This window comes from Vibrio clamense, assembly GCF_050337905.1.
In the GTDB taxonomy this organism is placed as follows: domain Bacteria; phylum Pseudomonadota; class Gammaproteobacteria; order Enterobacterales; family Vibrionaceae; genus Vibrio; species Vibrio cortegadensis.
Window position 1 is genome coordinate 264,707 of the sequence record NZ_JAKJTJ010000023.1, and the last position, 24,642, is coordinate 289,348.

At 42.8% G+C, this 24,642-nt stretch carries 20 protein-coding genes; 11 read left to right on the forward strand and 9 right to left on the reverse strand.

The annotated features are described in order from the left end of the window. The first annotated feature begins 170 nt into the window (after positions 1-170). A complete protein-coding gene (locus L4C39_RS12165; RefSeq protein ID WP_429746118.1) occupies positions 171-1,367 on the forward strand; it encodes a GGDEF domain-containing protein in 1,197 nt (398 codons plus the stop codon). On the opposite strand, the gene L4C39_RS12170 is transcribed toward L4C39_RS12165, so the two are convergent. Next, on the reverse strand, positions 1,364-1,639 hold the full coding sequence (locus tag L4C39_RS12170; protein WP_113798535.1) for a hypothetical protein: 276 nt from the start codon (positions 1,637-1,639) through the stop codon (positions 1,364-1,366). The two genes, L4C39_RS12165 and L4C39_RS12170, sit on opposite strands and share 4 nt — an antisense overlap. A 162-nt stretch (positions 1,640-1,801) precedes the next feature. Here L4C39_RS12170 and L4C39_RS12175 point away from each other — a divergent pair, with 162 nt between their 5' ends. Then, positions 1,802-2,650 (forward strand): pirin family protein, encoded by an 849-nt coding sequence (locus L4C39_RS12175; RefSeq protein ID WP_429746120.1) that lies wholly within the window; start codon positions 1,802-1,804, stop codon positions 2,648-2,650. A gap of 129 nt (positions 2,651-2,779) precedes the next feature. On the opposite strand, the gene ppnP is transcribed toward L4C39_RS12175, so the two are convergent. Continuing rightward, on the reverse strand, positions 2,780-3,061 hold the full coding sequence (gene ppnP / locus L4C39_RS12180; RefSeq protein ID WP_113798540.1) for a pyrimidine/purine nucleoside phosphorylase: 282 nt from the start codon (positions 3,059-3,061) through the stop codon (positions 2,780-2,782). A gap of 251 nt (positions 3,062-3,312) precedes the next feature. On the opposite strand from ppnP, the gene L4C39_RS12185 reads away from it, so the two are divergent. Beyond that, a complete protein-coding gene (locus tag L4C39_RS12185) occupies positions 3,313-3,786 on the forward strand; it encodes a DUF2850 domain-containing protein (RefSeq protein ID WP_017053824.1) in 474 nt (157 codons plus the stop codon). 376 nt (positions 3,787-4,162) lie between these two features. Then, positions 4,163-6,712 (forward strand): glycosyl hydrolase family 18 protein, encoded by a 2,550-nt coding sequence (locus L4C39_RS12190; protein WP_429746123.1) that lies wholly within the window; start codon positions 4,163-4,165, stop codon positions 6,710-6,712. A gap of 88 nt (positions 6,713-6,800) precedes the next feature. Here the strand turns inward: L4C39_RS12190 and L4C39_RS12195 are convergent, their stop codons facing one another. The 7 genes from L4C39_RS12195 to L4C39_RS12225 all read right to left on the reverse strand — a co-directional run bounded on the left by L4C39_RS12195 (position 6,801) and on the right by L4C39_RS12225 (position 16,679). Then, on the reverse strand, positions 6,801-7,652 hold the full coding sequence (locus L4C39_RS12195) for an alpha/beta fold hydrolase (protein WP_371711651.1): 852 nt from the start codon (positions 7,650-7,652) through the stop codon (positions 6,801-6,803). Positions 7,653-7,786: 134 nt separating this feature from the next. After that, positions 7,787-8,383, reverse strand: coding sequence for a TetR/AcrR family transcriptional regulator (locus tag L4C39_RS12200; protein WP_429746163.1), 597 nt, complete (start codon positions 8,381-8,383; stop codon positions 7,787-7,789). A 57-nt stretch (positions 8,384-8,440) separates the two neighbouring features. Further along, a complete protein-coding gene (locus L4C39_RS12205) occupies positions 8,441-9,001 on the reverse strand; it encodes a DNA mismatch repair protein (RefSeq protein ID WP_171755553.1) in 561 nt (186 codons plus the stop codon). A gap of 20 nt (positions 9,002-9,021) precedes the next feature. Then, entirely contained in the window at positions 9,022-9,408 is a 387-nt protein-coding gene (locus tag L4C39_RS12210) for an MAPEG family protein (RefSeq protein ID WP_429746125.1), read from the reverse strand. Positions 9,409-9,537: 129 nt separating this feature from the next. After that, the gene (gene glgB, locus L4C39_RS12215) at positions 9,538-11,718 is read right to left on the reverse strand and encodes a 1,4-alpha-glucan branching protein GlgB (RefSeq protein WP_429746127.1); all 2,181 of its coding nucleotides are present in this window, start codon (positions 11,716-11,718) and stop codon (positions 9,538-9,540) included. A 193-nt stretch (positions 11,719-11,911) separates the two neighbouring features. After that, on the reverse strand, positions 11,912-14,089 hold the full coding sequence (malQ, locus tag L4C39_RS12220; protein WP_017052249.1) for a 4-alpha-glucanotransferase: 2,178 nt from the start codon (positions 14,087-14,089) through the stop codon (positions 11,912-11,914). A gap of 136 nt (positions 14,090-14,225) precedes the next feature. Continuing rightward, the gene (locus L4C39_RS12225) at positions 14,226-16,679 is read right to left on the reverse strand and encodes a glycogen/starch/alpha-glucan phosphorylase (protein ID WP_017052248.1); all 2,454 of its coding nucleotides are present in this window, start codon (positions 16,677-16,679) and stop codon (positions 14,226-14,228) included. Between the two features lie 545 nt (positions 16,680-17,224). Here L4C39_RS12225 and malT point away from each other — a divergent pair. From malT to rsgA, 7 genes are all read left to right on the forward strand, one after another. After that, a complete protein-coding gene (malT, locus tag L4C39_RS12230; RefSeq protein WP_429746130.1) occupies positions 17,225-19,933 on the forward strand; it encodes an HTH-type transcriptional regulator MalT in 2,709 nt (902 codons plus the stop codon). A gap of 74 nt (positions 19,934-20,007) precedes the next feature. Continuing rightward, positions 20,008-20,163: a DUF3012 domain-containing protein gene (locus L4C39_RS12235; RefSeq protein WP_017052246.1), complete on the forward strand. Its 156-nt coding sequence runs from the start codon at positions 20,008-20,010 to the stop codon at positions 20,161-20,163. 456 nt (positions 20,164-20,619) lie between these two features. After that, positions 20,620-21,543, forward strand: a complete 924-nt coding sequence (locus L4C39_RS12240) for a polyprenyl-phosphate transporter (protein ID WP_171755556.1) — start codon at positions 20,620-20,622, stop codon at positions 21,541-21,543. A gap of 141 nt (positions 21,544-21,684) precedes the next feature. Beyond that, positions 21,685-22,146: a hypothetical protein gene (locus L4C39_RS12245; protein WP_017052243.1), complete on the forward strand. Its 462-nt coding sequence runs from the start codon at positions 21,685-21,687 to the stop codon at positions 22,144-22,146. Beyond that, on the forward strand, positions 22,143-22,763 hold the full coding sequence (locus L4C39_RS12250) for an SCO family protein (protein WP_017052242.1): 621 nt from the start codon (positions 22,143-22,145) through the stop codon (positions 22,761-22,763). The genes L4C39_RS12245 and L4C39_RS12250 overlap by 4 nt, the downstream gene beginning before the upstream one ends. Positions 22,764-22,769: 6 nt before the next feature. Then, on the forward strand, positions 22,770-23,213 hold the full coding sequence (locus L4C39_RS12255) for a copper chaperone PCu(A)C (protein ID WP_113798562.1): 444 nt from the start codon (positions 22,770-22,772) through the stop codon (positions 23,211-23,213). Between the two features lie 362 nt (positions 23,214-23,575). Beyond that, on the forward strand, positions 23,576-24,637 hold the full coding sequence (rsgA, locus tag L4C39_RS12260; protein ID WP_171755557.1) for a ribosome small subunit-dependent GTPase A: 1,062 nt from the start codon (positions 23,576-23,578) through the stop codon (positions 24,635-24,637). Positions 24,638-24,642: the final 5 nt, after the last annotated feature.

Genomic DNA, 24,642 nt, shown 5'->3' on the forward strand with positions numbered 1-24,642 from the left:
TACACATTGTTAACTATATGAATTTAGTGGCTTATTAAATTTACCTTATAATGTTCTGCTCAAACAATGAGATCTATCACATATGAAATATTGTGAACTGCGCCCAAAATGCTTAACTTGATACAAACTTCAACCCAACAGTTTTGCAACAAAATAGAGATCAAAAGGATATGACTCACCTTGTAGGAAGACATTTAGAAGAGATGGCCGATATTCGTTCTACACGAAAACGAAAAATCGTATTGATATGTTCAATTGCATCTTGTTGCCTTTTTTTTATCTATAGCGTTCTTTACTTCACAGCAAACAACTATTGGTTTGGAACGTTTGATCTTATCTGGGCAGGAATTGCATTAGCGAATAGCATCTACGTGCTCCGGAAAAAACAACCTGCTTATGCCGACCTTATTTTAAGCAGCATTTTATTGATCCAAGGCGTTGTCCTTTTTCTTTATAGCCAAACTGTATCCGATCACCTGCTGTGGCTATACCCAATTCTCGCCGCCGTTATCTTTATCAACGAATTTCGTATAGGCTTAATGTTAAGCTCGTCATTCTTTGTTCTCATATCGTCCATCACTGTGCTCTCAGGTGTGATTGAGATACCGACCACTTATGCGGCTAGTCGGTTTTTATTTAGCCTTCTAGCAATGTGTGTGATTTGTCATACTTCCGCTTATTATTACGCAAAAATCATCAACTACATACAGAGTCTTTATCAAGAAGGGATTGAAGATCTTGCCTATATGGATCAGCTCACAGGCCTTGCAAATAGATGGAGTTTTGAGAATTGGGCAAAACAAAAGTTAACTAAGATTGAAGCGAATAAAGGCATTACGGCACTCATTTTTATCGATATCGATGACTTTAAGGTAATTAACGATAACTATGGTCATGATGTCGGTGATCGAGTGCTACAACATTTTGCTAAACGTTTAAAAAACAACATTAGAACCAAAGATAGAAAAACTGACAATCAAGATTACTCAATCGCCCGCTACGCTGGGGACGAATTCATTATACTGCTCTATGATGTGCGTTCAGAACAAGATTTAAACCAAATACTGCATCGTATTTGTCACCTGTTTGATCATGATTACAATGGCCACGAACGTATCAATAGCTTAACAGTCAGTGTCGGAGCTGCCATATTTCCTCAAGATGCTGAGGATTTACCTGAACTCACTCGTTGCGCAGACAAAGCCATGTACGCAGCAAAACATTCAGGCAAAAACCGCTTTAGTTTTTATCAAAACTGCATTCCTGACAGTCTCGACATTGCTGACAATCACGAACAAAATTATCATAGTTTGCCCGTGTCCCAAATATCAGAAGCACATAATGTGGTATCAATGAAAAAACGCTAACGTGTCATATACATTACCCAGAGAGAGAATGCTGCGATAACCACCAACCAAGCCACATATCTTATGTGATCTGGTTTATTCGGTTTTCGCTTGATAACAGGCCTCATTGCTGTGACTTTTGCTTTCTCAATAAAGCTAGATTGCTCGAATCCGTATCGACGCTTATCCGCTTTATTTGCAACTTGCGCAAATCTCTGCCTTTGATCTGTTGTGAAGTCATTACTCATGTCATAACTGCTGCCACTATCATTGTGTTTTGCTTGTACAGCCATATACGCCTCCTCGAGTCGATTCCACCAATACATAAGTATAGTAAAAAAACCGCCACTCAGTTCATTCAAAAAAGTTGAACAAGATACTCAGAAATCCAACGTGCTCTTCCCTTCATCAATTCTTTACACTTCTTTCATCAAAGAAACCTTCAGGAGTGCATCATGTCTACACCAAGAACGATTCAAAGTATCATCCCATCTCAGGCCACTTCTGACGGGGATGGGGTTAAAATTCATCGTGTTGCTGGGTTCAATAATGCAAAATTCTCGCCATTTTTAATGGTGGATGAATTAAAGTCGGATCAACAAGCGGATTACATTGGTGGTTTTCCACCGCACCCACACCGTGGAATAGAGACTCTCACCTACATGCTCAATGGCCATTTTCAACATAAAGATCAGATGGGAAACATCGGTCAGCTCATGAGTGGCGGGGCTCAGTGGATGGCAGCAGGGCGCGGAGTGATCCACAGTGAAATGCCGATTATGGAAGAGGGACAGTTGCATGGTTTTCAAATTTGGATCAACCAACCATCCCACGACAAGATGAAGCCTGCTCAATACCATGATTTTCAATCAGATTCGATAACAGAACATCAGAAATCAGGGCTCGGACTGATCCGCGTCATTTCAGGAAACTTAAACGCTAATAGCCAACCATTAGCTGGGCCGTTAGATAAAACAGGCGTTCCTGTTACCGTCGCGGATTGGCGTTCAGATAGCGGAGACCAGGTCAAATTAGAAACAAAGCCTACACATAACATGATGATTTTTATCTATAAAGGGAAAATATCAATTGGTAACAGAAGTGTAGATCAAGGGGAGATGGCGCTGTTGACTCATGGTGAATATGCCCAACTAACGGCCAACGTAGATAGCGGTGTTCTAATTTTCTCAGGTCAACCTATCGGGGAACCCGTTGTCCACTACGGCCCATTTGTGATGAATTCATTATCCGAAATAGAGCAAGCCATACAAGATTACAACTCAGGGGCTTTCGAACGCTATTAATTTTATTTTGAGAGTCAATTTAAGACGCATAACGATGACATTCCACTGCCAACGATTATTTACCGTCTTATACCACGCTCGCTATGAGCGTGGTTTTTTTCTCTCTTCAAGCGACGCTATCGGCAGAAATTATAAATATTCACACAGATAGGCAGTCGTCACTTCGACTTTCAAATCAAATGATGAATCACCTGTGACATTAAATGATTCGCCTGATGAAAATGTCGTCCATTCATTTTCACCTGCGCGTTGTATTGTTAACGCACCTTTTACGACCGTCATTTTCTCTGGTGCCGCCGTCCCGAATGTATATTCCCCAGGAGCCATCACGCCTACGCTACTTGTCTCATCTTGTTGAGTAAACGCCAATGATTTAACATTGCCCTCAAAGTAGATATTTTCCTTAATCATATGCTTTCCTTGTCCTATTTGAGTGATTGTTTCGATGTGAATTCAGGTTGTATCTGATTTTTTATCCGTAAACAAGTATTTCAATCGACTAATCTTTCAGCGAGACACATTGCGTTACCCTTATTATTGAGCACTATGTCAATATTTTTACAAGGTTATCTTGTTATTCAGCTCAATGATTAACAAGCTATACTAAGGCATCTACCGCACAATACCGCTCTCAACGTCCAGTGCGCACAAGCAGGATCTCCATGACGAAAACACCTAAAACAAAGGCAACGCGCTCATCCATTTTCCTTATTCGCGTCTGCTTCATTTTATTTGGCAGCGCTGTGTTTTCAGTGACTTGTTATTTTCTCTTTTCATCCTATCAGGATCACGTCAATCCTGAACAGATATATGGTGACTGGATTGAAATTGGCGCTCCAAAATATCAAACCGATATACTGAATTTTTCTTCGAAGGGTTTCACACATAACCATCGATTAATCAGCACTAAATTTGATTATGATGGCAAAAAAATCCATATTAAAACCAACGCAGGTGAAACCACCTACGAGCTATCAGGCACTTTTTCTTCACCACAACTATTGAGAATTGTTCCTCGTAAACCGAGAGTTACCTTTATTAAAAAAGGCTACGAACATACTATCGAGGATGATCAAAGCAATGCGATACAAAGCAGAGGAAAGGCGCTTTCTGAGCACTTCAATGCATCGAAATAGATCGATTCAAACGTTACAAATGTCCCATCCAATAATGATTGGATGGCGATAGCCTATGAATATTTCAAATTAAAACAGTATCAATTTAGTACCTTTAAATCAGCGATTTATTTTTAAGACCGTCAATTAAACTTGGACTGAAGATAAACTTTCTTATGCAAAAACATGTTTGCAGGTTTCTCTTTTTTCCGCCTCACTCGAAAAGCATTTTAATTTTTCGCCTAAAAAATAAAGTATCTCAAATACTAGCCTTGATGTTCTTCAATATCTGAAAAACAGCTTATGTTTCTTCCAAGAATCCCCCTGTATTCCAAGTTCCATTTTTTGGGAATACCGTTTTCTTGGACGTTCTTATTCAAGGGATGAGATAAATATTATGAATCGTTTTACTTTGTGCGCAGCAAGCATTGCCACTGCTCTTTCAAGTGCAGTAATAGCGGCACCTGCTACCCCGAGCATTGATATGTACGGCTCGAATAACCTACAATTTTCAAAAATTGAACTCGCAATGGAAACCACTTCTGGCTACAACCAGATGGTGAAATACCACGACTTAGCCACCATTAACGTTAAATTTAATCAGTGGAGTGGAAGTTCTGGCGATACTTACAAAATCTACTTTGATGGCATTGAAGTCGCGACGGGGCCAATTAAAGGCAGCCAAACAACGGCCAGCTTCCAATACGGGAAAGGTGGTTTGTATCAAATGGAAATTGAGGCGTGTGACGCAACAGGGTGTAGTCGTAGCGCACCTGCTGAAATTACCATTGCAGATACAGATGGATCGCACTTAAAACCATTAACAATGAATACCGATCCGAACAATAAGTCATACAGCACGGATCCAAACACAGTAGTTGGTACTTACTTTGTTGAATGGGGTATCTATGGTCGAGACTATACAGTAGACAACCTTCCGGTCGATAATCTCACGCATATTTTATACGGTTTCATTCCAATTTGTGGGCCTAACGAATCAGTAAAAACCGTGGGAGGGAATAGTTACAACGCCTTAATGACAGCTTGTAACGGAGTCAACGATTACGAAGTGGTTATTCACGATCCTTGGGCTGCATTTCAAAAAAGCTTCAAACAAGCAGGCCACGAATACAGCACGCCGATTAAAGGTAATTACGCCATGATGATGGCGATGAAGCAGCGCAATCCAGATCTTAAAATTATTCCTTCAATTGGCGGTTGGACGCTTTCCGATCCCTTCTTCGACTTTACAACCAAAGCCAATCGCGACACTTTTGTGGCTTCTGTTAAAAAATTCCTCATTACATGGAAGTTCTATGATGGCGTTGACATCGACTGGGAATTCCCAGGAGGCGGTGGTGCCGCGCCTGATCTAGGCGATCCAGTGAATGATGGTCCGGCTTATGTCGCTTTAATGCAAGAGCTACGCACCATGTTAGATGAGCTTCAAACGGAAACAGGCAAGAGTTATGAGTTAACTTCAGCGATCGGTGTGGGTCACGATAAGATCGAGGATGTTAACTACGGTGAGGCGATCCAATACATGGATTATATCTTTGCCATGACTTACGATTTTTATGGTGGCTGGAACAATGTATTAGGTCATCAAACCGCTCTACATTGCGGAAATTTCATGTTGCCAGGCCAATGCGATGGCTCAGGTGTCGATGAAAATGGAGAAGCCTTTAAAGGCCCAGCCTATACGTCAGACAACGGTATTCAACTGCTATTGGCGCAAGGCGTACCAGCGAATAAGTTAGTTCTTGGCGCAGCCATGTATGGCCGAGGTTGGGAAGGCGTAATGCCATCTAGCCTGACAGATCCGAACGATCCAATGACAGGCGTAGGTAACGGCAAGCTCAAAGGGAGTACCGCTCAAGGCGTGTGGGAAGATGGTGTCATTGATTACAAAGGGATCAAAAACCATATGCTTGGAGAAAACAGCCAAGGTATTAATGGTTTTGAGTATGGTTATGATGAAGTTGCAGAAGCTCCCTACGTTTGGAACCGTTCTTCAGGTAAGCTCATCACATTTGATGATGCACGCTCAGTTAAAGCTAAGGGAGCCTACGTTCGTGACCTAGGATTGGCCGGACTATTTTCTTGGGAAATCGACGCTGATAACGGTGACATTCTAAATGCGATGCATGAAGGGTTAGCGGGTGGTTCAACGATTCCTCACAACAAAAAACCCATCGCTGATGCAGGGATTGATCAAACCCTGATAGGTCCAATCACAGTAACTCTTGATGGCTCTTTGTCCAAAGATATGGATGGCACTATCCGCACTTATGAGTGGAAACAGATATCGGGTGAGACAGTAACATTAACGGATGCTAACCAAGCAAAAGCAAAGTTTGCCATTGATGAAGTCAGCCAACAGCAACGCTTAGTCTTTACTCTCACGGTCACCGACAATGAAGGCGCAACGGCCATTGATGAGATCGTCGTGACAGTTAACCCTAAAAACACAACCCCGATCAATACTCCGCCAGAAGCTAAAATTTCGGCACCAGCATCCGTCAACGCTGGTGATTCCGTTATCATTGATGCTTCAGCCTCAAGCGATGCGGATCAAGATGTACTCAGCTTTACTTGGACGATACCACCAAGCATTAATGCGACGGTTCAAGGGGATAAAGTGATTTTCACTGCCGCAGAATATGCCCAAGACACACCGCTAAACTTTACTGTTAACGTGAGTGATGGTGTTGCGAGTTCATCAGCCTCGGTTTCTGTCATCGTTCTCAAAAAGATCACTGATGGTGGCGATACCTGTACCAATCTTTGGGATTCATCAGCGATATATACTGGTGGGAATCAAGTGACACACGACGCGAAAACATGGGAAGCAAAATGGTGGACAACAGGTGAAAACCCAAGTCAATCAGGCAAGTGGGGAGTATGGAAGCTCATTGGGGAAGCAAACTGCTCTGTCTCTAAATAGCGAAATGGCTCGCTAACGTTTTGTAGCGGTCAAATAAAGCCTAACGGCATCACTGTCGTTAGGCTTTTATCTATTGAGTCGATGAACGCTAAATTAACTTATCGAAACTCTCCATCACCTGTTGGCACTTCATAACGCGCCCATGGCCTTGTCCTTGAGTCGTCACAAGCGTTACTTTTTCCATTTCATTGGCTGCCTGCTGCGAGACTTCATGCTTAGTAAATCTATCTTTCTGATCATGAACGATATACGTCTGCGCCTCTCTCTGACGGAGTTTTTGCAGTGGATCGATAGATTGAAGTGGGTAGTGATATTGCTCTTGTAACTCAGACACAATCGCTTCAAATAGCTTCATTGAGTAGCCAGATCGAGCCACACTGCCAAACAAGTTATCCAAATAATCAAGCACAGGCGCAATTAATAACATAGGCACATTTTGAATCTTCGCGTGGCGGCACTCTAAAGCCGATGCCGTTCCCATGCTGTGTCCAATCACACCAGCTACGGGTTGTTCTGTTACGCTATCAAGAACAGCTTCAAGTCCATTCACAAATGCGGGAATATGCCCATAAACACCATCGCTGCCGCCATGCGCAGGATGATCATAAGCCAAAGCAGTAAACCCTTTGCTCTCGATATGCTCCATTAGCGGATAAAACTGACTCGCCGTTCCAGACCAGCCATGAGTTAACACCCATACAGGGCCAGCGCCTAGGGTATACGTCTTTAACGTCCCTTCCTTACTTTCGACTTCACCGCATACTAACCCTTGCGGTTGGCTGTTTTTCGCTTCTGTTCGAGCTGGGGTTAACAGTAATTTACGCGCCGTTTTTTTTGCATGACTAGGCGCCACTGTATGATGCAACCGAGTAGTCACGTTGACTAAAGTGCGCTTCAAACTGAACTTGCCTGAGGTGTTAAAATATATTTTTTCGCTCATCTATGTGCCTTATCCTTTCAGCCTATGAACAAAAACAAGATCAATTTAAAAGAACGACCGTGCTTTTTATGAAAATTAAAAAAGGAGGTAAGCCTCCCTTACATTATAATTTATGTTGGATGTCGCAAGTGCCTCTATTGGGGAATTTTCCAACTAGAAATCAAACGCTCTACCCCTTCCCAAAAGTGACGCTGGCTCACGTCTTCTCCTTGCAAAGAGTAAAATAAGTTGGCGCTGAGGTATAAACCATACAATTCAAATGTGGCTTGCTGTGGATCTAAATCAGCACGAAATTGCTGATTATCAACCCCCTTTACTACCTGAATGGTTAAGTAATGAATCCATGTCGCGATGGATTTTTGCAATGCTTGTTGAATTGCACAAACATCCGCTCCGGCATCTTTCCACGCATCGATAAACATACAGCTACCTTGAAAAGAGTGATTCCATCCCAGCCAATTTTTGAGCAAGCTTTTTAATTTAGCCTCAATATTGTCATCACCCAGTAGCCTCGCAGGCGCTATCACCCGCTGGGTAAAAATCAGATTAGAGAATTCCAACACCGACAATTGCAGGTTTTCTTTAGAATTAAAGTGAGCAAAAAGACCACTTTTAGACATCCCGCACTCTTTGGCTAACTCGCCAATGGTTAAACTTTCTAATCCATTCTTACTCGCCAGTTCAAATGCGCAATTGAGAATATGATCTTTAGTTACTTTACCTTTACTCATCATTATCCAGACTTATGTTTACACTCCATTTTTAGCACGTTCGTTCTTTTTTGCCAATTATTTTTTATCATGATGCTCTAACGACTGTTTCGCATTCGGTTTACGCGCAAGATCTCTTGCTAAGATCAACGCCAAACCAAATATTTGCAAAAACAGAGCGATATTTTTGTAAAAAGCCATGTTGTCGCTCGTCACTTGCATCAACTCAGCAACCGCAACATTATCAAGATAGAAGTCATCAATTCGGTCACGCTGAGTTTGTTGTGCTAAGTTAATGAGCGTCATTATTTCAGATAGATTTTCAATGCTAATTTTAGGCACTTCCTTCCCAACCCAAACCGCCAGTTGCCCGCGTAAAACTTCATCCAATACCGAACTGGTAAAGGCAGACTCTAAGTCGGTTTTATCCACATGCAATAAGATCGATTCACGCTTGCGTTCTAATGTTTCAATGCTATTCCAAGAAAGCTGAATCGAATACATGTTACTTTCTTTCTGCTCAGCAAGTTGTGCAAGTTCCGCAGATTGTTTATCCAAAACTAAGCTAGACGTAATAATCGCAAGAATGTTAAGGATCAACCCAAAAAGCACTATCACCCATGCTGGTGGTATTCTCATCTGCGTTTTCCTCCTCACTTCTACCACAACTTCTCAAACGGCAAATAAACAATATTCAAAACGATCAAGCTCACCATCGCTAAAAAAGTCAGTTTCATGCCATTCACCCGGCCCAACATCTTCTCTTTCAATAACCCTTTCGCATGCATCACGCGTCCTATCACGAATACCACTCCTACAAGATGCAGCAGCCATGAAGGCGCACCGTTAAACTCGACCAGAGCCATCAAAATAAGCGTAATAGGAATATAGTCCATTGCATTACTTTGCGCCGATCTAGCGATTTGTAACCCTTCTACTCCACCATCCGAATACGCAACTTTGTTGCTGCGTCTTTGTTTAATGACTTCTATCGCCAGCCAAATCATAATGCTGGCTAAAATGGAGGCGTAAAGTGCTGTGATCATGCATTTATCCTATCTGTTTTTATGTAAGTTAACGTTAAGTTCTACTTGAGTTATGAATTCGAAGCAATAAAAAACCCAACCGAAGTTGGGTTTTGTCGTCATTCAGATTTAAAGTCTAATACGATATATTTAGCACTTTTTGTAGAAGACGGTCGATAACGGTGGGATACGAAGTGATAGCGACTGCGCTAAGCCTTCACTTTCAATCGCTTCCGTTTGAGCCGTTTGCATCACCTCAAAGCCACTACCATTATATTTCGTGTCATCAGTATTCAGCAGTAATTCGTAGCGATGATCCGTCGGTACACCAAGGCGGAACGCTTCGTGGGGTACTGGCGTAAAGTTACTGATCACAAGTACTCGCTCACCAGATTCACTGATACGTTCGTGAGCTAAAATGCTCGCTTCTTCTGCGTCTTGAAGTCTCCATTCAAACCCTTTAGGGTCAAAATCTTGATCATGCATTGCCGCTTGCTCTCGGTACAACATATTCAGATCTTTAGTCAGCGTCTGCACACCTTGATGGCGAGGGTAATCAAGTAAGAACCACTGCAATTGGTCATCGTGATTCCATTCAGCAGTTTGACCAAATTCCGCCCCCATAAAGTTAAGCTTCTTACCCGGTTGACCGTACATATAACCCATGTACGCACGCAAGTTAGCCGTTTGCTGCCACTCATCGCCAGGCATTTTATTATGGATTGAACCTTTACCATATACGACTTCATCATGAGACAAAGACAGAACATAGTTCTCGCTATGAGCGTAAACAAGCGGGAACGTGATGGTATTATGGTGGTATTTTCGGTTAATAGGATCTTCTTGAATATAAGAAAGGCTATCGTGCATCCAACCCATATTCCACTTAAATCCAAAGCCTAAGCCTCCCATAAAGGTAGGCGCAGAGACACCCGGGAACGCAGTCGATTCTTCAGCAATCGTCATCACATTCGGGAAGTGCTTGTACACTTCTTCGTTCATCCATTTCAGGGTTGCTATCGCATCATAGTTTTCGTTGCCACCATCTTGGTTCGGGATCCACTGGTCATGGCTACGTGAATAATCCAAGTAAAGCATCGACGCTACCGCGTCTACACGTAGGCCATCAATGTGGAACTGATCAACCCAATAGAGTGCATTCGACACTAAGAATCGACGGACATGTTCACGACCTAAATCGTATATGTATGAATTCCAATCTTGGTGCCAACCTCGACGAGGATCTGGATCATGGAACAGTGGCGTTCCATCAAAATTAGCCAAACCATGATCATCCGATGGGAAGTGAGCTGGAACCCAGTCCAGCACAACACCAAGGCCTGCTTGGTGACATTGATCGACGAAATATTTGAAGTCATCAGGTGAACCAAAACGACTGGTAGGTGCAAATAAACCAACCGGTTGATAACCCCAAGAACCAAAGAATGGATGCTCAGAAACGGGCATTAATTCAACGTGTGTGTAACCTAAACCTGTCAGGTATGGAATAAGCTCTGCGGCAAGATCTCGATAGTTTAAGAACTCTCCATTCGCATCGCGTTTCCATGAACCAGCGTGCAGTTCATAAAATGATAACGCTTCTTTGCGTTTCTCAGTTACTGGGCGGTTTTGCCACTGTTCATCTTGCCACTCATAACGGTCATGGTCATAAGTAATAGATGAAAATGATGGGTATTGCTCTGAATAAAAGCCCCATGGATCGGCTTTATGAGGTAGACCTTCACCATTTGGACCTTTCAGCTCAAATTTGTATTGAGCACCTTCCTCAAGGTTTGGAATAAACAGTCCCCAGATGCCGTAATCTAAACGCTGCATTGGAAAACGACGACCATCCCACGAGTTAAAGTTACCCACTAGACTCGCTGCTGTAGCATGCGGAGCATAAACTAAGAAACGTGTACCTGAGATCGATTTACCATCACGCTCAAGAGTAATGAATTGCGAACCCATTTGCTTGTACATCTCTTTAGGCGTATGAAGCGCTTCATACTCGGCATACAATTCATGGTACTGATACGGATCATCAAGAATCTGCTCGGTACCCGACCAATCAATGGCTAATTGATAATGTGTAAAACGCAGATCACGCTTACTCTTAAGAATAAAGCCACTCTCTTGATCGCGTTCTAATTCAATTCGAGGTTCCTTGTCGATGACTAACTCAACTTTATTTGCGCCCGGAATCCAAACTCGTAATGCACCATCCTCTGGCGAAATAAACGGGCCTAAAAAAGAAAACGGGTCAGCAAACGAAGCTTGAGAAAGTTGACTGTATGTTTGTTCTTGCTTTGAAATAGTTGTTATTTTCAAAAACTCTCTCCCTAACCAAACTTCAAAAAATATTAAAATTATATATAAAAAATGCCCGCTAAATGTGCGGGCATTATAACGACAATCCATTTTACAGGACTACGCTTCATGATAGAGTGACCAAAGCGATAGTTTCGTCTGCAACCGCAGGAAACTACTGGTATTTTGTCTTATCGCACTCTATTCAATCATCTTATTTGCTCGCTTTACTGCGCACTTCTGTCAAACGTGAAGAGATACGATTTACGTCTTCACGGCTGAACACTTCATCCAGGTTCATTGTTAGCTTACGACGCCAGTTAGGGTATTCATTAACCGTACCCGGAATGTTTACAGGCTTGTCCATCTCTAACCAATCTTCAAGTTGAACGCTAAGCAATGTTGAAGAACCAGCACCAACATGAACTTGCAAAGCTTCACTTAAATATGAATCCATAGGGACTTGGCTTGCATCACGGCCAACACCTTCAGGCAAGAAACCGTGCCATGCTACAGAATCTAGAATACCTTGCTTGCACTCTAAACGGTCACTAAATAGTGTTTCAAGCTGAGCTTCATCTGGATACAAACCGATTTCACGACCCGTTTTCAGATCATCACAGTGCCAAAATCCGCGAAGCGTTGGCATATCATGCGTACATAGTGCCGACATTGATTGTGACGCATAGTGCTCAGGTGAAATAAACCCGCCATCTTCTGCTGTTTCGAAGAAGAAGACTTTGTACGAGTGAACACCGGCATCAGCAAGAATATCAACGATTTCATCAGGAACGGTACCTAAATCTTCGCCAATTACAGAACACTGGTAACGGTGAGATTCAAGAGCAAGGATCGCAAGCATGTCTTGTACTGAGTAGTACATGTATGCGCCTTTGGTCGCGTCTTCACCTTTTGGAATCCACCATAGGCGTAACAGACCAAGTACATGGTCAATACGCAACGCACCACAATGTTTCATATTTGCACGAAGCAGTTGAACGTATGCGTCGTAGCTAGTCTCTTCTAACACTTGTGGGTTTAGCGGAGGTAAGCCCCAGTTTTGGCCTAGTGGTCCAAGAATATCCGGTGGAGCACCGATGCTTGCATCCATGACTAGGTTGCCATTATCAGCCCAAGTTTCAGAACCTGAATCAGCAACACCTACAGCAAGGTCACGGTACAGACCTACCGCCATGCCTTTCTCTTCAGCAAGTGCTTGAGCTTCATTGATTTGAGCGTCAGCAAGCCATTGTAAGTACATGTAAAGTTGTACTTTATCCTGGTTGTCAGCAATGAACTTCTGTACAGCGCTATTTTCAAAGCGACGGTATTTCTCAGGGAAGACAGGCCAGCCCCACATATCCGAATTCTCAGCATGTAATTCAGCATGTAGCGCATCAAACGCTGCTTGATGAATTAGGCTTTCACCACCGAGTTCGATGAAGTCTAGGAATGCCATTGCTCGTTCAGTGTTTTTATCTAAATGACGAGTTTTGAACTCATTAAATAGAAGCGGTAAAACACTCATTTTTAGAGCTGCAACTTCTGTGTAGTTTACCCAATGAGATTCGCGCGCTTTTTGTAAACGCTGTTGGAAATCGGCACTGCCTACTTGTTGCTGAGCTTCTGCACTCAACGCAAACTCAGGTACTGAACTCACATCGATGTAGAGAATATTTAACCAACGACGTGACGACGGGCTGTATGGACTCGCCCCTTCAGGGTTCGCTGGAAATAGTGAATGAATTGGGTTTAAACCAACAAAATCACCACCACGTGATGCAATGTCGCTAACCAGTTGTTTCAGATCGCCAAAATCACCAATACCCCAGTTATGCTGAGTGCGTAAGGTGTATAGCTGAACACTTGGTCCCCACATCTTTTTACCATTTTCAATGGCAGTTTGTTTGAAACAAGATTTAGGTGTAATAATCAGCGTCATCACATAAGGTGTTTTACGACGCTTACGATTAATGATTAATTTATGATATCCCCATGCCAAATCACTTGGCAATGCAAACACTAAAGGGCCACCCTCTGCGCGTTCATCGCGAACAACTTGTGATTGAAGATAGCCTTCAAGTACCTCTCCTTGTTCGGTTTCTAAACGCCAGCTAAACTCACTTTCACGAGCACTAACACCTAGATTCAAAGCCACTTCTACTGGCTCACCGTCACGCAAAACAAGAACTGGGTCAATTACGTCTTTTTTGTGTTTTTTCTCTGCTGATTTCAACAAAGTTTGATCATTTGTGGTGTCATAGCCTAGCGCAGCTAACAAGCTCAAAATTGTCTCATCAGATACAGCCGCTTCGTCGCCCCACGCGCTTACATAGCTATCGGCAAGATTCGCCATTTCCGCGACTTGTTTTAATACTGATTGTTCTTTCATCGCTCTCTCCGAAGGTACTTCTTTCGCCTTCACTTTTGTAGGGTTAAAACTATCTATTGGTCTTTCTTTTTATAATGACAATTGAAATCAATGTCAGAAAAGCCAAGGCAACAATAGTTACCTTGGCTTCTTTCTATTAGCGGTTTACTGCTTCTAGTTTCCAGATGTTGTTCACGTAGTCGCGTATTGAGCGATCTGACGTGAATTTACCAACCAATGCCGTGTTAAGAATCGCTTTCTTAGCCCAACCTGCTTGGTCTTTGTACTGCTTGCCCATATCTTCGTGAGCTTGAACATAAGATGCAAAGTCCGCAAGACATAGGTAAGGGTCACCACCATCTAGCAGGCTATCAAATGTTGCACGTAGAAGACCTGGTTGACCTGGAGTGAACTCTTCGCCAGTCAGTAAATCTAACGATGCTTTCAGTAAAGGGTCAGCATTGTAGTAATCGTATGGGTTGTAACCCTGAGCTTTCAGAGCTTGAACACCTTCAACTTCTAGGCCGAAGATGTAGATGTTTTCATCGCCAACTTCTTCACGAATCTCAACGTTCGCACCATCCATCGTACCGATAGTTAACGCGCCGTTTAGAGCCATCTTCATGTTGCCCGTACCAGAAGCTTCTTTACCTGCAAGTGAAATTTGCTGAGAAACGTCTGCTGCAGGGATGATGATTTCAGCCATGCTTACACGGTAGTCAGGGATGAATACCACTTTAAGCTTGTTACCGATGCGAGGATCGTTGTTGATCTTCTCTGCAATCTTGTTAACCGCGAAGATGATCTCTTTCGCTAGGTGATAACCCGGTGCTGCTTTCGCTGCGAAGAAACATACGCGTGGCTCACACTCGAAACCAGGTTCGTTAAGAATACGGTGGTACAGAGATAGAATGTGTAGCAAATCTAGATGCTGACGCTTGTATTCATGTAGACGTTTGATTTGCACGTCGAAGATAGCGTTAGTATCAAGTTCGATACCCATGTTTTCAGAAACCCAATCAGCAAGGCGCTGTTTGTTTTCTTTCTTAACAGCCATGAACTCTTTTTGGAATTTCGCGTCTGTTGCAAACTTAGCGATGCCTTCAAGCTGCTCAAGTTTAGCAGGCCACTCAGTGCCGATCTTACCAGTAATTAGCTTAGATAGGCCTGGGTTACAGAACTTCAACCAACGACGTGGTGTGATACCGTTCGTTACATTAGTCAGTTTACCTGGGAAGATTTCGTTGAACTCAGGGAACAAGTCTTTCTTAACCAATTGAGAGTGCAGTGCTGCTACACCGTTTACTTTATAAGAACCAATCACACATAGGTTTGCCATGCGAACCATGCGGTGGAAACCTTCTTGGATGATAGAAAGCTTCGCTTGCTTCTCACCGTCACCAGGCCACATCTTGCGAACTTCTTGCATGAAGCGGTGGTTGATTTCAAAAATGATTTCCATGTGACGTGGAAGTAGGCGTTGAATCAGTGATTCAGACCACGTCTCAAGTGCTTCTGGAAGTAGTGTGTGGTTCGTGTATGCGAACGTGTGAGCACTGATTTCCCAAGCTTGGTCCCAAGATAGACCTTTCTCATCGATTAGGATGCGCATCAATTCAGGAATTGCGATCGTTGGGTGCGTATCGTTAAGCTGAATCGTTTCTTGCTTAGGCAGATCTTCTAAAGAGAAACCTGCTGCTTCGTGACGACGCAGAATATCTCGAACAGACGCTGCTGAGTGGAAATACTGCTGCATCAGACGCAGTGTCTTACCTTTCTCGTGGTTGTCGTTCGGGTAAAGTACTTTAGTGATGTTACCTGCATCGATTAGCGAGTGTTGCGCTTCGAAGTAATCACCGTTGTTAAAGCTTGCTAGTGAGAATGGTGCAATTGCCTGACATTCCCAAAGACGCAGTGGGTAAACCGTGTTTGATTCGTAACCTACGATAGGTAGATCCCAAGGCATTGCTTTTACTTCCATACCTGGAACCCAAGTACGTACTTCTTTACCATCAATGAATTCAACGTCTACATGACCGTAAAAACCAATGTGTTGTGCTAGCTCTGGACGAGCAACTTCCCAAGGGTAACCTTCAACACCACGCCATGCGTCTGGTGCTTCTTGTTGACGACCGTCTTGGAAAGACTGTTTGAATAGACCGTATTCATAGTGAAGACCGTAACCTACTGTTGGGTATTCTTGAGCGGCACAAGAATCCATGAAACAAGCAGCTAGACGACCAAGACCACCATTACCTAGTGATGGGTCGCGTTCTTCTTCTAGAAGGTCAGTTAGATTTTGGCCTAACTCTTCCATAGCGCCTGTAATTTCTTCATACAGACCCATGCTGATAAGGTTGTTACCTGTCAGACGGCCAATCAAGAATTCAAGCGATAAATAGTTTAAGCTTTTTGCATTTTTAATCTTTTCATCGTTCTCTGTTTCTAACAAATCGAATGTTGTTAGTTCAGCAAGCGCACGGCCCATTGCTAGATACCATGAACGGCTATCGGCAGTATCTACTGTTGTTGCGTATGTTGCTGATAAATGCTTTTTAACACTTTCTTGGAACGACACTTTGTCGAATTTTTTTTGTTGAGTAGGTTTCATTACCAAAGTCTCACTGTAGTTTTTAATCCATCTGTGCCATATCTTGCACGCTCTCTTATAACTAAGCATCCTCCTAGTTTTGCTCGATACAAGGAGGAGGAGTCAGGGCGTAGAGGGCGTACTAGCACCTAGTTAGTGATCTAAATCCCATGTTGATTACGAATCACTAATATAGGAGTGATTGCGATCACACCAGCTACGATTTCACTCTATTAAAACTTGATGAAATTTCTGATTTGACCTCTAAAAACAATTATTAAATATGCCATTCGGATCACGCTTAGAACTCGGATATTACATAACTTGCATAACTTCTCGCGTAAAAGTAGTGCCCGAATAATATTATAATGCAAACATTAGGTGATAAGGTTCACAATTAAAGGGCGTAGATGCACCAAAAACCACCAAGGCGTCATAATTACGAAGTGGATCAAAGTCTGTAGACTTTTTAATCCAGTAATATTCTAAATAGAACGTATTTTCGAAGTATTTTTATAGACTTTGTCTAACAATAATAACCAACCCTTACAGGCTGAATTAAAGACATGTGGATTCCTTCAAAATTGACTCGTCCCGGACGATTGCATAACGCTATAGTGAGGCCGAGAGTATTAGACCTCCTGCAACAAGCGCCTTTCTATAAGCTTGTTCTGTTTCGCTCTCCTGCTGGTTATGGAAAAACAACCATGGCTGCACAATGGTTGTCAGACAAACCTAATGTCGGTTGGTACAGCATTGACGATAGCGACAATGATACCTTTCGCTTCATTAACTATTTATTGCAGTCGATAAATAAAGCGACACAACAATCCTGTCCTAACTCGCAAGTGTTAGCTGAGCGCCGTCAATTTTCGTCTTTGCACTCACTCTTTAGCGAAGTATTCGCAGAGATGTCCACTTTTCACCAAGAGTGCTACCTCGTACTGGATGATTATCACTTAATCATGAATGACGAGATCCACGAAGCCATGCGCTTCTTCTTGAAACACATGCCAGACAATCTGACTTTAATTGTGACCAGTCGCGCGACCCCACCTCTTGGAACGGCCAATCTACGCGTTCGTGACCTAATGATTGAGATAGGTAATGAGTTACTTGCTTTTGATACTGAAGAGACCACGCGATTTTTCAATCAACGAGTCACCGATGGGATTGATGATGCCACTGCAAACAATTTACGCACTTATGTAGAAGGTTGGCCTTCAGCACTACAGTTAATCGCTTTACAAGCCCAGCATCAAAAACGCACACTTGCACAATCAGCTGAATCGGTTTCTCAATTTAGCCACGCTCATTTATGGGACTATTTAGTCGAAGAGGTATTTGACCTTTTAGATCAAGATACACGTCACTTCCTAATGCAATGTTCTGTTCTTGATCATTTCAATGATGAACTCGTTTGCGCTCTCACACAGCGTGATGATGCTCTAGGGATGATTGAATCTCTGAACCGCTACGGGTTGTTCATTTACCCATTAGAAGGTGAACATAACTGGTATCGCTTCCATAACCTTTTCGGAGAGTTCTTGTCACACGAACGCCAAGCGCGAATTCCACAACAAGAACAAGATCTACACCGAAGTGCAGCCAAAGCGTGGTTAAAACTCGAAACACCACATCAAGCCCTAAATCATGCGCAAAAAGCCTATGATGGGGATTTGATCGCACATATTTTAACAACTTATGGTTGGAAGATGTTCAACCAAGGTGAGTTAGCGGCTCTTGAGTCTGCAATCAAAAAGCTAACCAAAGACCAGTTATACAGTGATTCTAAACTGTCGATTCTTCAGGCATGGTTAGCACAAAGCCAGCACCGTTATGATCAAGTTGGGACTCTTTTAGCCGAAGCAGAAGCAGAGAGAAAAGAGCGTAATATTGAGCTAAACACACAACAGCAAGGCGAGTTCAATGCCTTACGAGCGCAAGTAGCGATTAACAGTAATAACCCTCAACTCGCATTAGAAATGGCAGAACTGGCACTCAGCCAACTGGATAGCACCATCTATCGCAGTCGTATTGTTGCGACATCCGTTGTTGGCGAAGTGAACCATGTGCTGGGCAACCTAAGCCGAGCATTGCCTATGATGCAGCAAACCGAAAAACTGGCGCGTCAATACCAAGTCTACCATCAAGCACTGTGGGCAATTTTACAGCAAAGCGAGATATTAATTGCTCAAGGTTATGTCCAAGCGGCATTTGAACTTCAAGAATCAGCATTTAAACTCATCGAAGAGCATCAGCTTCAACATGTTCCTTTGCATGAGTTTCTACTGCGGGTTCGAGCGCAAGTTCTGTGGTGTTGGAACCGTTTAGATGAAGCTGAAGAGTGTTCATATAAAGGACTCGACATTTTAGGTAATCACTCTCCAAGTAAACATCTACATAGCTATTCAATGCTTGCTCGAATCTCAATTGGGCGAGGTGAACTAGACAAAGCATCACGCTTTATCGATCAAATTCTACATTTGCTGAAGCAATCAACCTATCACGTAGATTGGACAGCGAACGCTTCACTCTCTTTGCTTTTATATTGGCAAGCGAAAGGGAATAAGCAAGCGATACAAGAGTGGCTCGATACCGCCGTTCGTCCAGAAAAAGCGAGCAACCATTTCTGTCAACTGCAATGGCGTAATATTGTTCGCGCACACATTAGCCTGGAACAGTACGACCAAGCGCAAACTGCATTAGACTTTCTCACTCAAGAAGCCCTTGATTCAAATCTGATCACAGATACAAACCGCAACTTAATCGTTGAGGCAGTACTTGCCGTTCAGTTGCAAGAGGAAGACCGCGCCAAGGCGTTGGTGAAAGAAGCCCTGAGCATGACCAATCAAACTGGCATGATTGGCAACTTCTTAGTTGATGGCGCTACGATTGGACATCTACTTGAGAAACTCAGCAATAAACTTGAACTTGGAGATCTAGAACGTCACCGTGCTCAACAGTTAATGAAAGACATTTCGACAACTCAAAGAAGCCGTTCGGTTCACTTTGATGAAGAGTTTATTGAAAAGCTGATCAACCACCCTAATATTCCTGAGTTGGTTAGGACAAGTCCTCTGACCCAACGGGAATGGCAAGTTCTTGGCCTAATATATTCAGGTTTCAGTAACGAACAAATTGCTCAGGAGCTTGATGTAGCCGGAACAACGATCAAAACCCACATTCGAAACCTATACCAAAAGCTCAATATAGCGAACCGAAAAGAGGCGATCAGTACCGCTGAAAACTTGTTGCAGTTGATGGGATATTAACTCGAAATAAACTAAAGTAGATGTAAACATGAGGCTGGTGCGAAAACATCAGCCTTTCTAATAAGGAGATAAAAATGAAAAAAGCATTGATCGTATTGTTCATGGCAGGACAATTAATGGCATGTACCGAAGTCGGCAGTAAAGAGTGGTGTCAAGATATGCAAGATAAACCTAAAGGCGATTGGACAGCGAATGAAGCTGGAGATTTTGCAACACACTGTATTTTTTAAACAAGCGCACGTCACCCGCTTATTCAATAGATCTTTAAGCAAAAAGCTCTGTTAAAAAATAGTTCTGTTAAAAATAGCTCTTTAAGTAAAGCTGCAGGCAAAAAAATAGCCAATCGCAAAAAGTGGCAATTGGCTTATATATACTGTGAACAAAATTTATTCACTAACAACGTCAGTTGGCTAGGTGACCCTCGGCTTAAGAAGGGTCGATATAGATTATGCAGTATATGTGCCAATTATTAAATACCCATTTTTAGTAGTATCTCCCAATAAATCAATTTTTCTTATTCTTTTTTTGCAAACTGCATTCCTATTTTGCGAACCGTTTCAAAAAGCAATGCATTCAGTTGCTATGACTCAATGGTGAGCACAAAGCCAACATCCTCACCTTATTCATATTTTTTCTACACGAATATTTGTATACTGCTCAGCACTCTTATTTAACTAGTTAAAGTAATGAACTACTTAACCACTTTTTTTAAAGGCATGGCGATGGGGGCGGCCGATGTTGTTCCTGGCGTTTCTGGCGGTACGATCGCATTCATCACCGGAATATATGACACCTTGCTTGAAAGCATTCGCCGAATAAACCCAAGCGTGTTTGGACTATGGCGACGAGAAGGCTTCAAATCTGCATTTGCTCATGTAAATGGATTATTCCTAATCTCTCTTTTTGGAGGCGTTCTCACGAGTATCGCCACATTAGCAAAATTAATTTCATGGCTACTTGTCACTCACCCAGTGCCCTTATGGTCCTTTTTCTTCGGTCTCATTCTGGTTTCTGTCTTCCATATCCTTAAACAGATAGAGAAAAGAGATGTCACGAGATTTATGTTTCTACTACTCGGTGTCATTTTCGCCTACAGCATAACGGTTATCAGCCCGCTTCAACTTGAGCCAACAAGCCTCAATGTTCTGTTAGCAGGTGCGATTGCGATATGCGCGATGATTCTGCCGGGTATCTCAGGCAGTTTTATTCTGCTATTAATTGGAATGTATACACCTGTACTCGCGGCTGTAAAAGGCTTCCAAATCGACGTACTTGCGTTGTTCTTAACTGGTTGCGTACTAGGATTACTTACGTTTTCTCACGTATTATCTTGGCTATTAAAATCGTTTAGAGATTTCACATTAATATTCTTAACAGGATTGATGATTGGAACCCTACCAAAAATTTGGCCTTGGAAAGAAACCATTAGTTGGCGTATCAATTCGAAAGGTGAAGAGGTGCCTTTAATTCAGCACAACCTCTCCCCTTTTGATTTCGAATCAGTGACAGCTCAGCCTTCCCAATTAGTACTCTCCATTGTGATGATGTGCTTCGCGATAGGGTTAGTTCTTGGACTAGAAAAGTTTGCAGAGCGCAACCAAAATTCATAACCCCCAATGATTAAAAACAAGCGGAGCTATAGGCTCCGCTTTTTCTTTCTGACCGTCACCACAAATTTTTCCATAATTACAGTCACCTACAATTAGCTGTGATAGCATCTACTTTTATAGAATTACACGTGATGCTCTAACATGGCTTCTGATTCATCGGTCAACGCTTCCTTCTTACAACATCCAGCGACAAAAATCATCGGCATCGCTCTCGCGGTGGGCATCGGTTTTTTTGCCTCTGATCTCTCTAAACTTGTCTCTCAGCCAAAAACAAAAATGATTGATGACTATTGTATGGTCACGACTCAAACTTGCTCGCAAAACCAAGTAGGTATGACGCTCAGCCGAGACGCTGCGCAACCTTTACTTCCTACGGTGTTTAGAGTCGAATGGCCAAATACTGATGCTTCTCAGCTAGTCCTAAACCTGCAAGGGGTTGAGATGAATATGGGTACTGCTCGATTTAGCCTCGCCAAAATAGCCGACGGAATTTACCAAGGGGAGATTATTCTTCCTATCTGCACCATTGATGAGATGACATGGGTAGGCGAGCTTACCGATGGAAAAACTACCGTTTACCCTGCATTAAGGATGAAAAGATGAGCCGAAATTGGTCACTAATACTCGTTGTTGCGTTTGCTCTTGGCTATGGTGTCAAAGCCTATTTAGATGGGCAAGCGTCTATTCGTTTAGAACAGCAACAAGCCGCAGCAGAACAACAAGCAGTCAATACCGTATTATTTGGGAAAGATAATCAAGAAGTCGCTATTTTCGATCCTCAAGATCCGCGCATTCGTATTGTCTATTTTGGCTTCACGCGCTGCCCTGATGTTTGCCCTACATCATTAGCGATGTTATCTGGCGCTCTCAATGAAATAGATCCACAGCAGCAATCCCAACTGCGCCCTATCTTCATCTCTCTCGATCCTGAACGAGATGCCGCTGATGACTCATTCAAATATGCGCAATATTTCCACCCAATGATTGAAGGGCTATCGGCCCCTCTAGAGATCACGACAACTCTTGCTCATCACTATGGAGTGATCTTCCGGAAAACAGAACTAGAAGGTTCTCAACTTGAATATACGCTGGATCACAGCTCTTACTTCTATTTCTTAAAACCCGATGGAACGCTAATCAAAAAAGTGCCACATACGCTTTCTCCGGCGCCAATCGTGGAAGCGATAAACACTCTGACCCAAACCTCTTCAGAAGGATAAATATCAATGAAGCTCAAAACCCTACTTTTGACAGGACTATTACTTAGCCCTCTTGCTCAAGCTAATATGGACATCATGACTCATCACCCTTATGCACGAGCAACACCACCAACGGCTGTGAATAGCGCGGTATTTGTCTCTCTGATGAACCACACAGATATCGATCGTGTGCTTGTTTCTGCCACAACACCCGCAGCAGGAAAAGTAGAACTGCATGATGTGATAAAAGATGGCGACATGATGAAAATGCGTCAGGTTAAGCAGATCACAATACCAGCAAACCAAACTGTTGAACTGAAACCTGGTAGCTTGCATATCATGTTATTCGACTTAGCTTCACCATTAACGGAAGGCAGCAGTATTGATGTTGAACTTACTTTTGCCAATGGTGAAAAACAGACCATGCAAGCTCCAGTTAAAAAAGTAATGAGTGGAATGAAGCACCATTAATACAGTGAAGAATTTCAACAAAGGGCTGGTTTATCCCGCCCTTTTTGCTATGCTTTGCGTGCAATAATTAATCTTAAATTTTTGGAGGAATAATCATGATTGTATTGAAAACGACTAGCCAGGCAGAAAAGCAGAAGTAATTGGTAACGACGCACTCGACCCATGGTTTTTAACTAAACGCTATAACGTGTGCTCAATTTTTAAGCTGTTCAAATCAATCAACAGTTTATAGACATAAAACACTTCACCTCTTCTTTTCTTTGCCCGGTCACTTAACCGGGGTCCGACATATTTCGAATTCGACCCTAACATTTTTCTAAGACGTAAATGTTCGTATTTTCACGTCTGGGGTATACGTAATAATGAATTCTAATCTAAATTTATCTCATCCAATGTCCTTACAACAACTTGGATGGCAGCCTGTTTTTCAGCAACAACTTACGCTCGAAGACTACGAATCAAATGTCATCGCGCGCATTACCGCGCATCACAGAAGCAGTTATACATTAGCAACAGAGCAAGGGGAATTATCCCTTCCAATCCATCAAAACCAGCCACTAATGACGGTTGGAGACTGGATCATTCTGGACGCCAACCAACAATTTCTTAGGTTACTAGACCGACAGTCACTGTTTAGCCGAAAAGCCGCTGGCAGCAAAGTGGCTGAGCAATATATCTCAGCCAACATCGATACGGTCTTCATTGTTGTTTCACTCAATAATGATTTTAACTTAAGTCGAATTGAACGTTATTTGGCAATGACGAATGAAGCTCAGGTCGAATCTGTGATCGTATTGACGAAAGCAGACCTATGCGATGATGTGGAAGCAAAATGCCAACAAGTTCAAAATCTAGACCCTATGCTTATGATTGAAAGCGTGAATAGCCTTGATCACGCCAGCGTTCAAACCTTGAATGCATGGTGCAAGTTAGGACAAACCGTCGCGTTTATGGGCTCTTCTGGGGTTGGCAAATCGACCTTAGTGAATACCTTGATGCAAAGTGATGATCAAGAAACGGGCGGCATTAGAGAGGACGACAGCAAAGGCCGACATACCACCACATCCCGCTCACTCCACTGTATGCCAAACGGTGGGTTACTGCTGGATACTCCGGGAATGAGGGAGCTTCAATTAGCCGACTGTGCTGATGGGGTCAGTGAAACGTTTTCCGATATAGAAGCGTTAACAAAGCAGTGTCGCTTCTCTGATTGCCAACATCAGACCGAACCTGGTTGTGCGGTACAGAAGGCTTTGGAATCAGGGGAACTAGAGCAGCGTCGTTTAAGCAACTATTTAAAGTTGCTCAGAGAACAAGCTCGTAATGGTGCTACACTCGCTCAGCAACGAGCCCACTATAAACAGTTAGGAAAAATGTACAGAAATGTGCAATCAGAAAGCCGAAGTAGGAAGAAAGGCTTCTAGAGCAG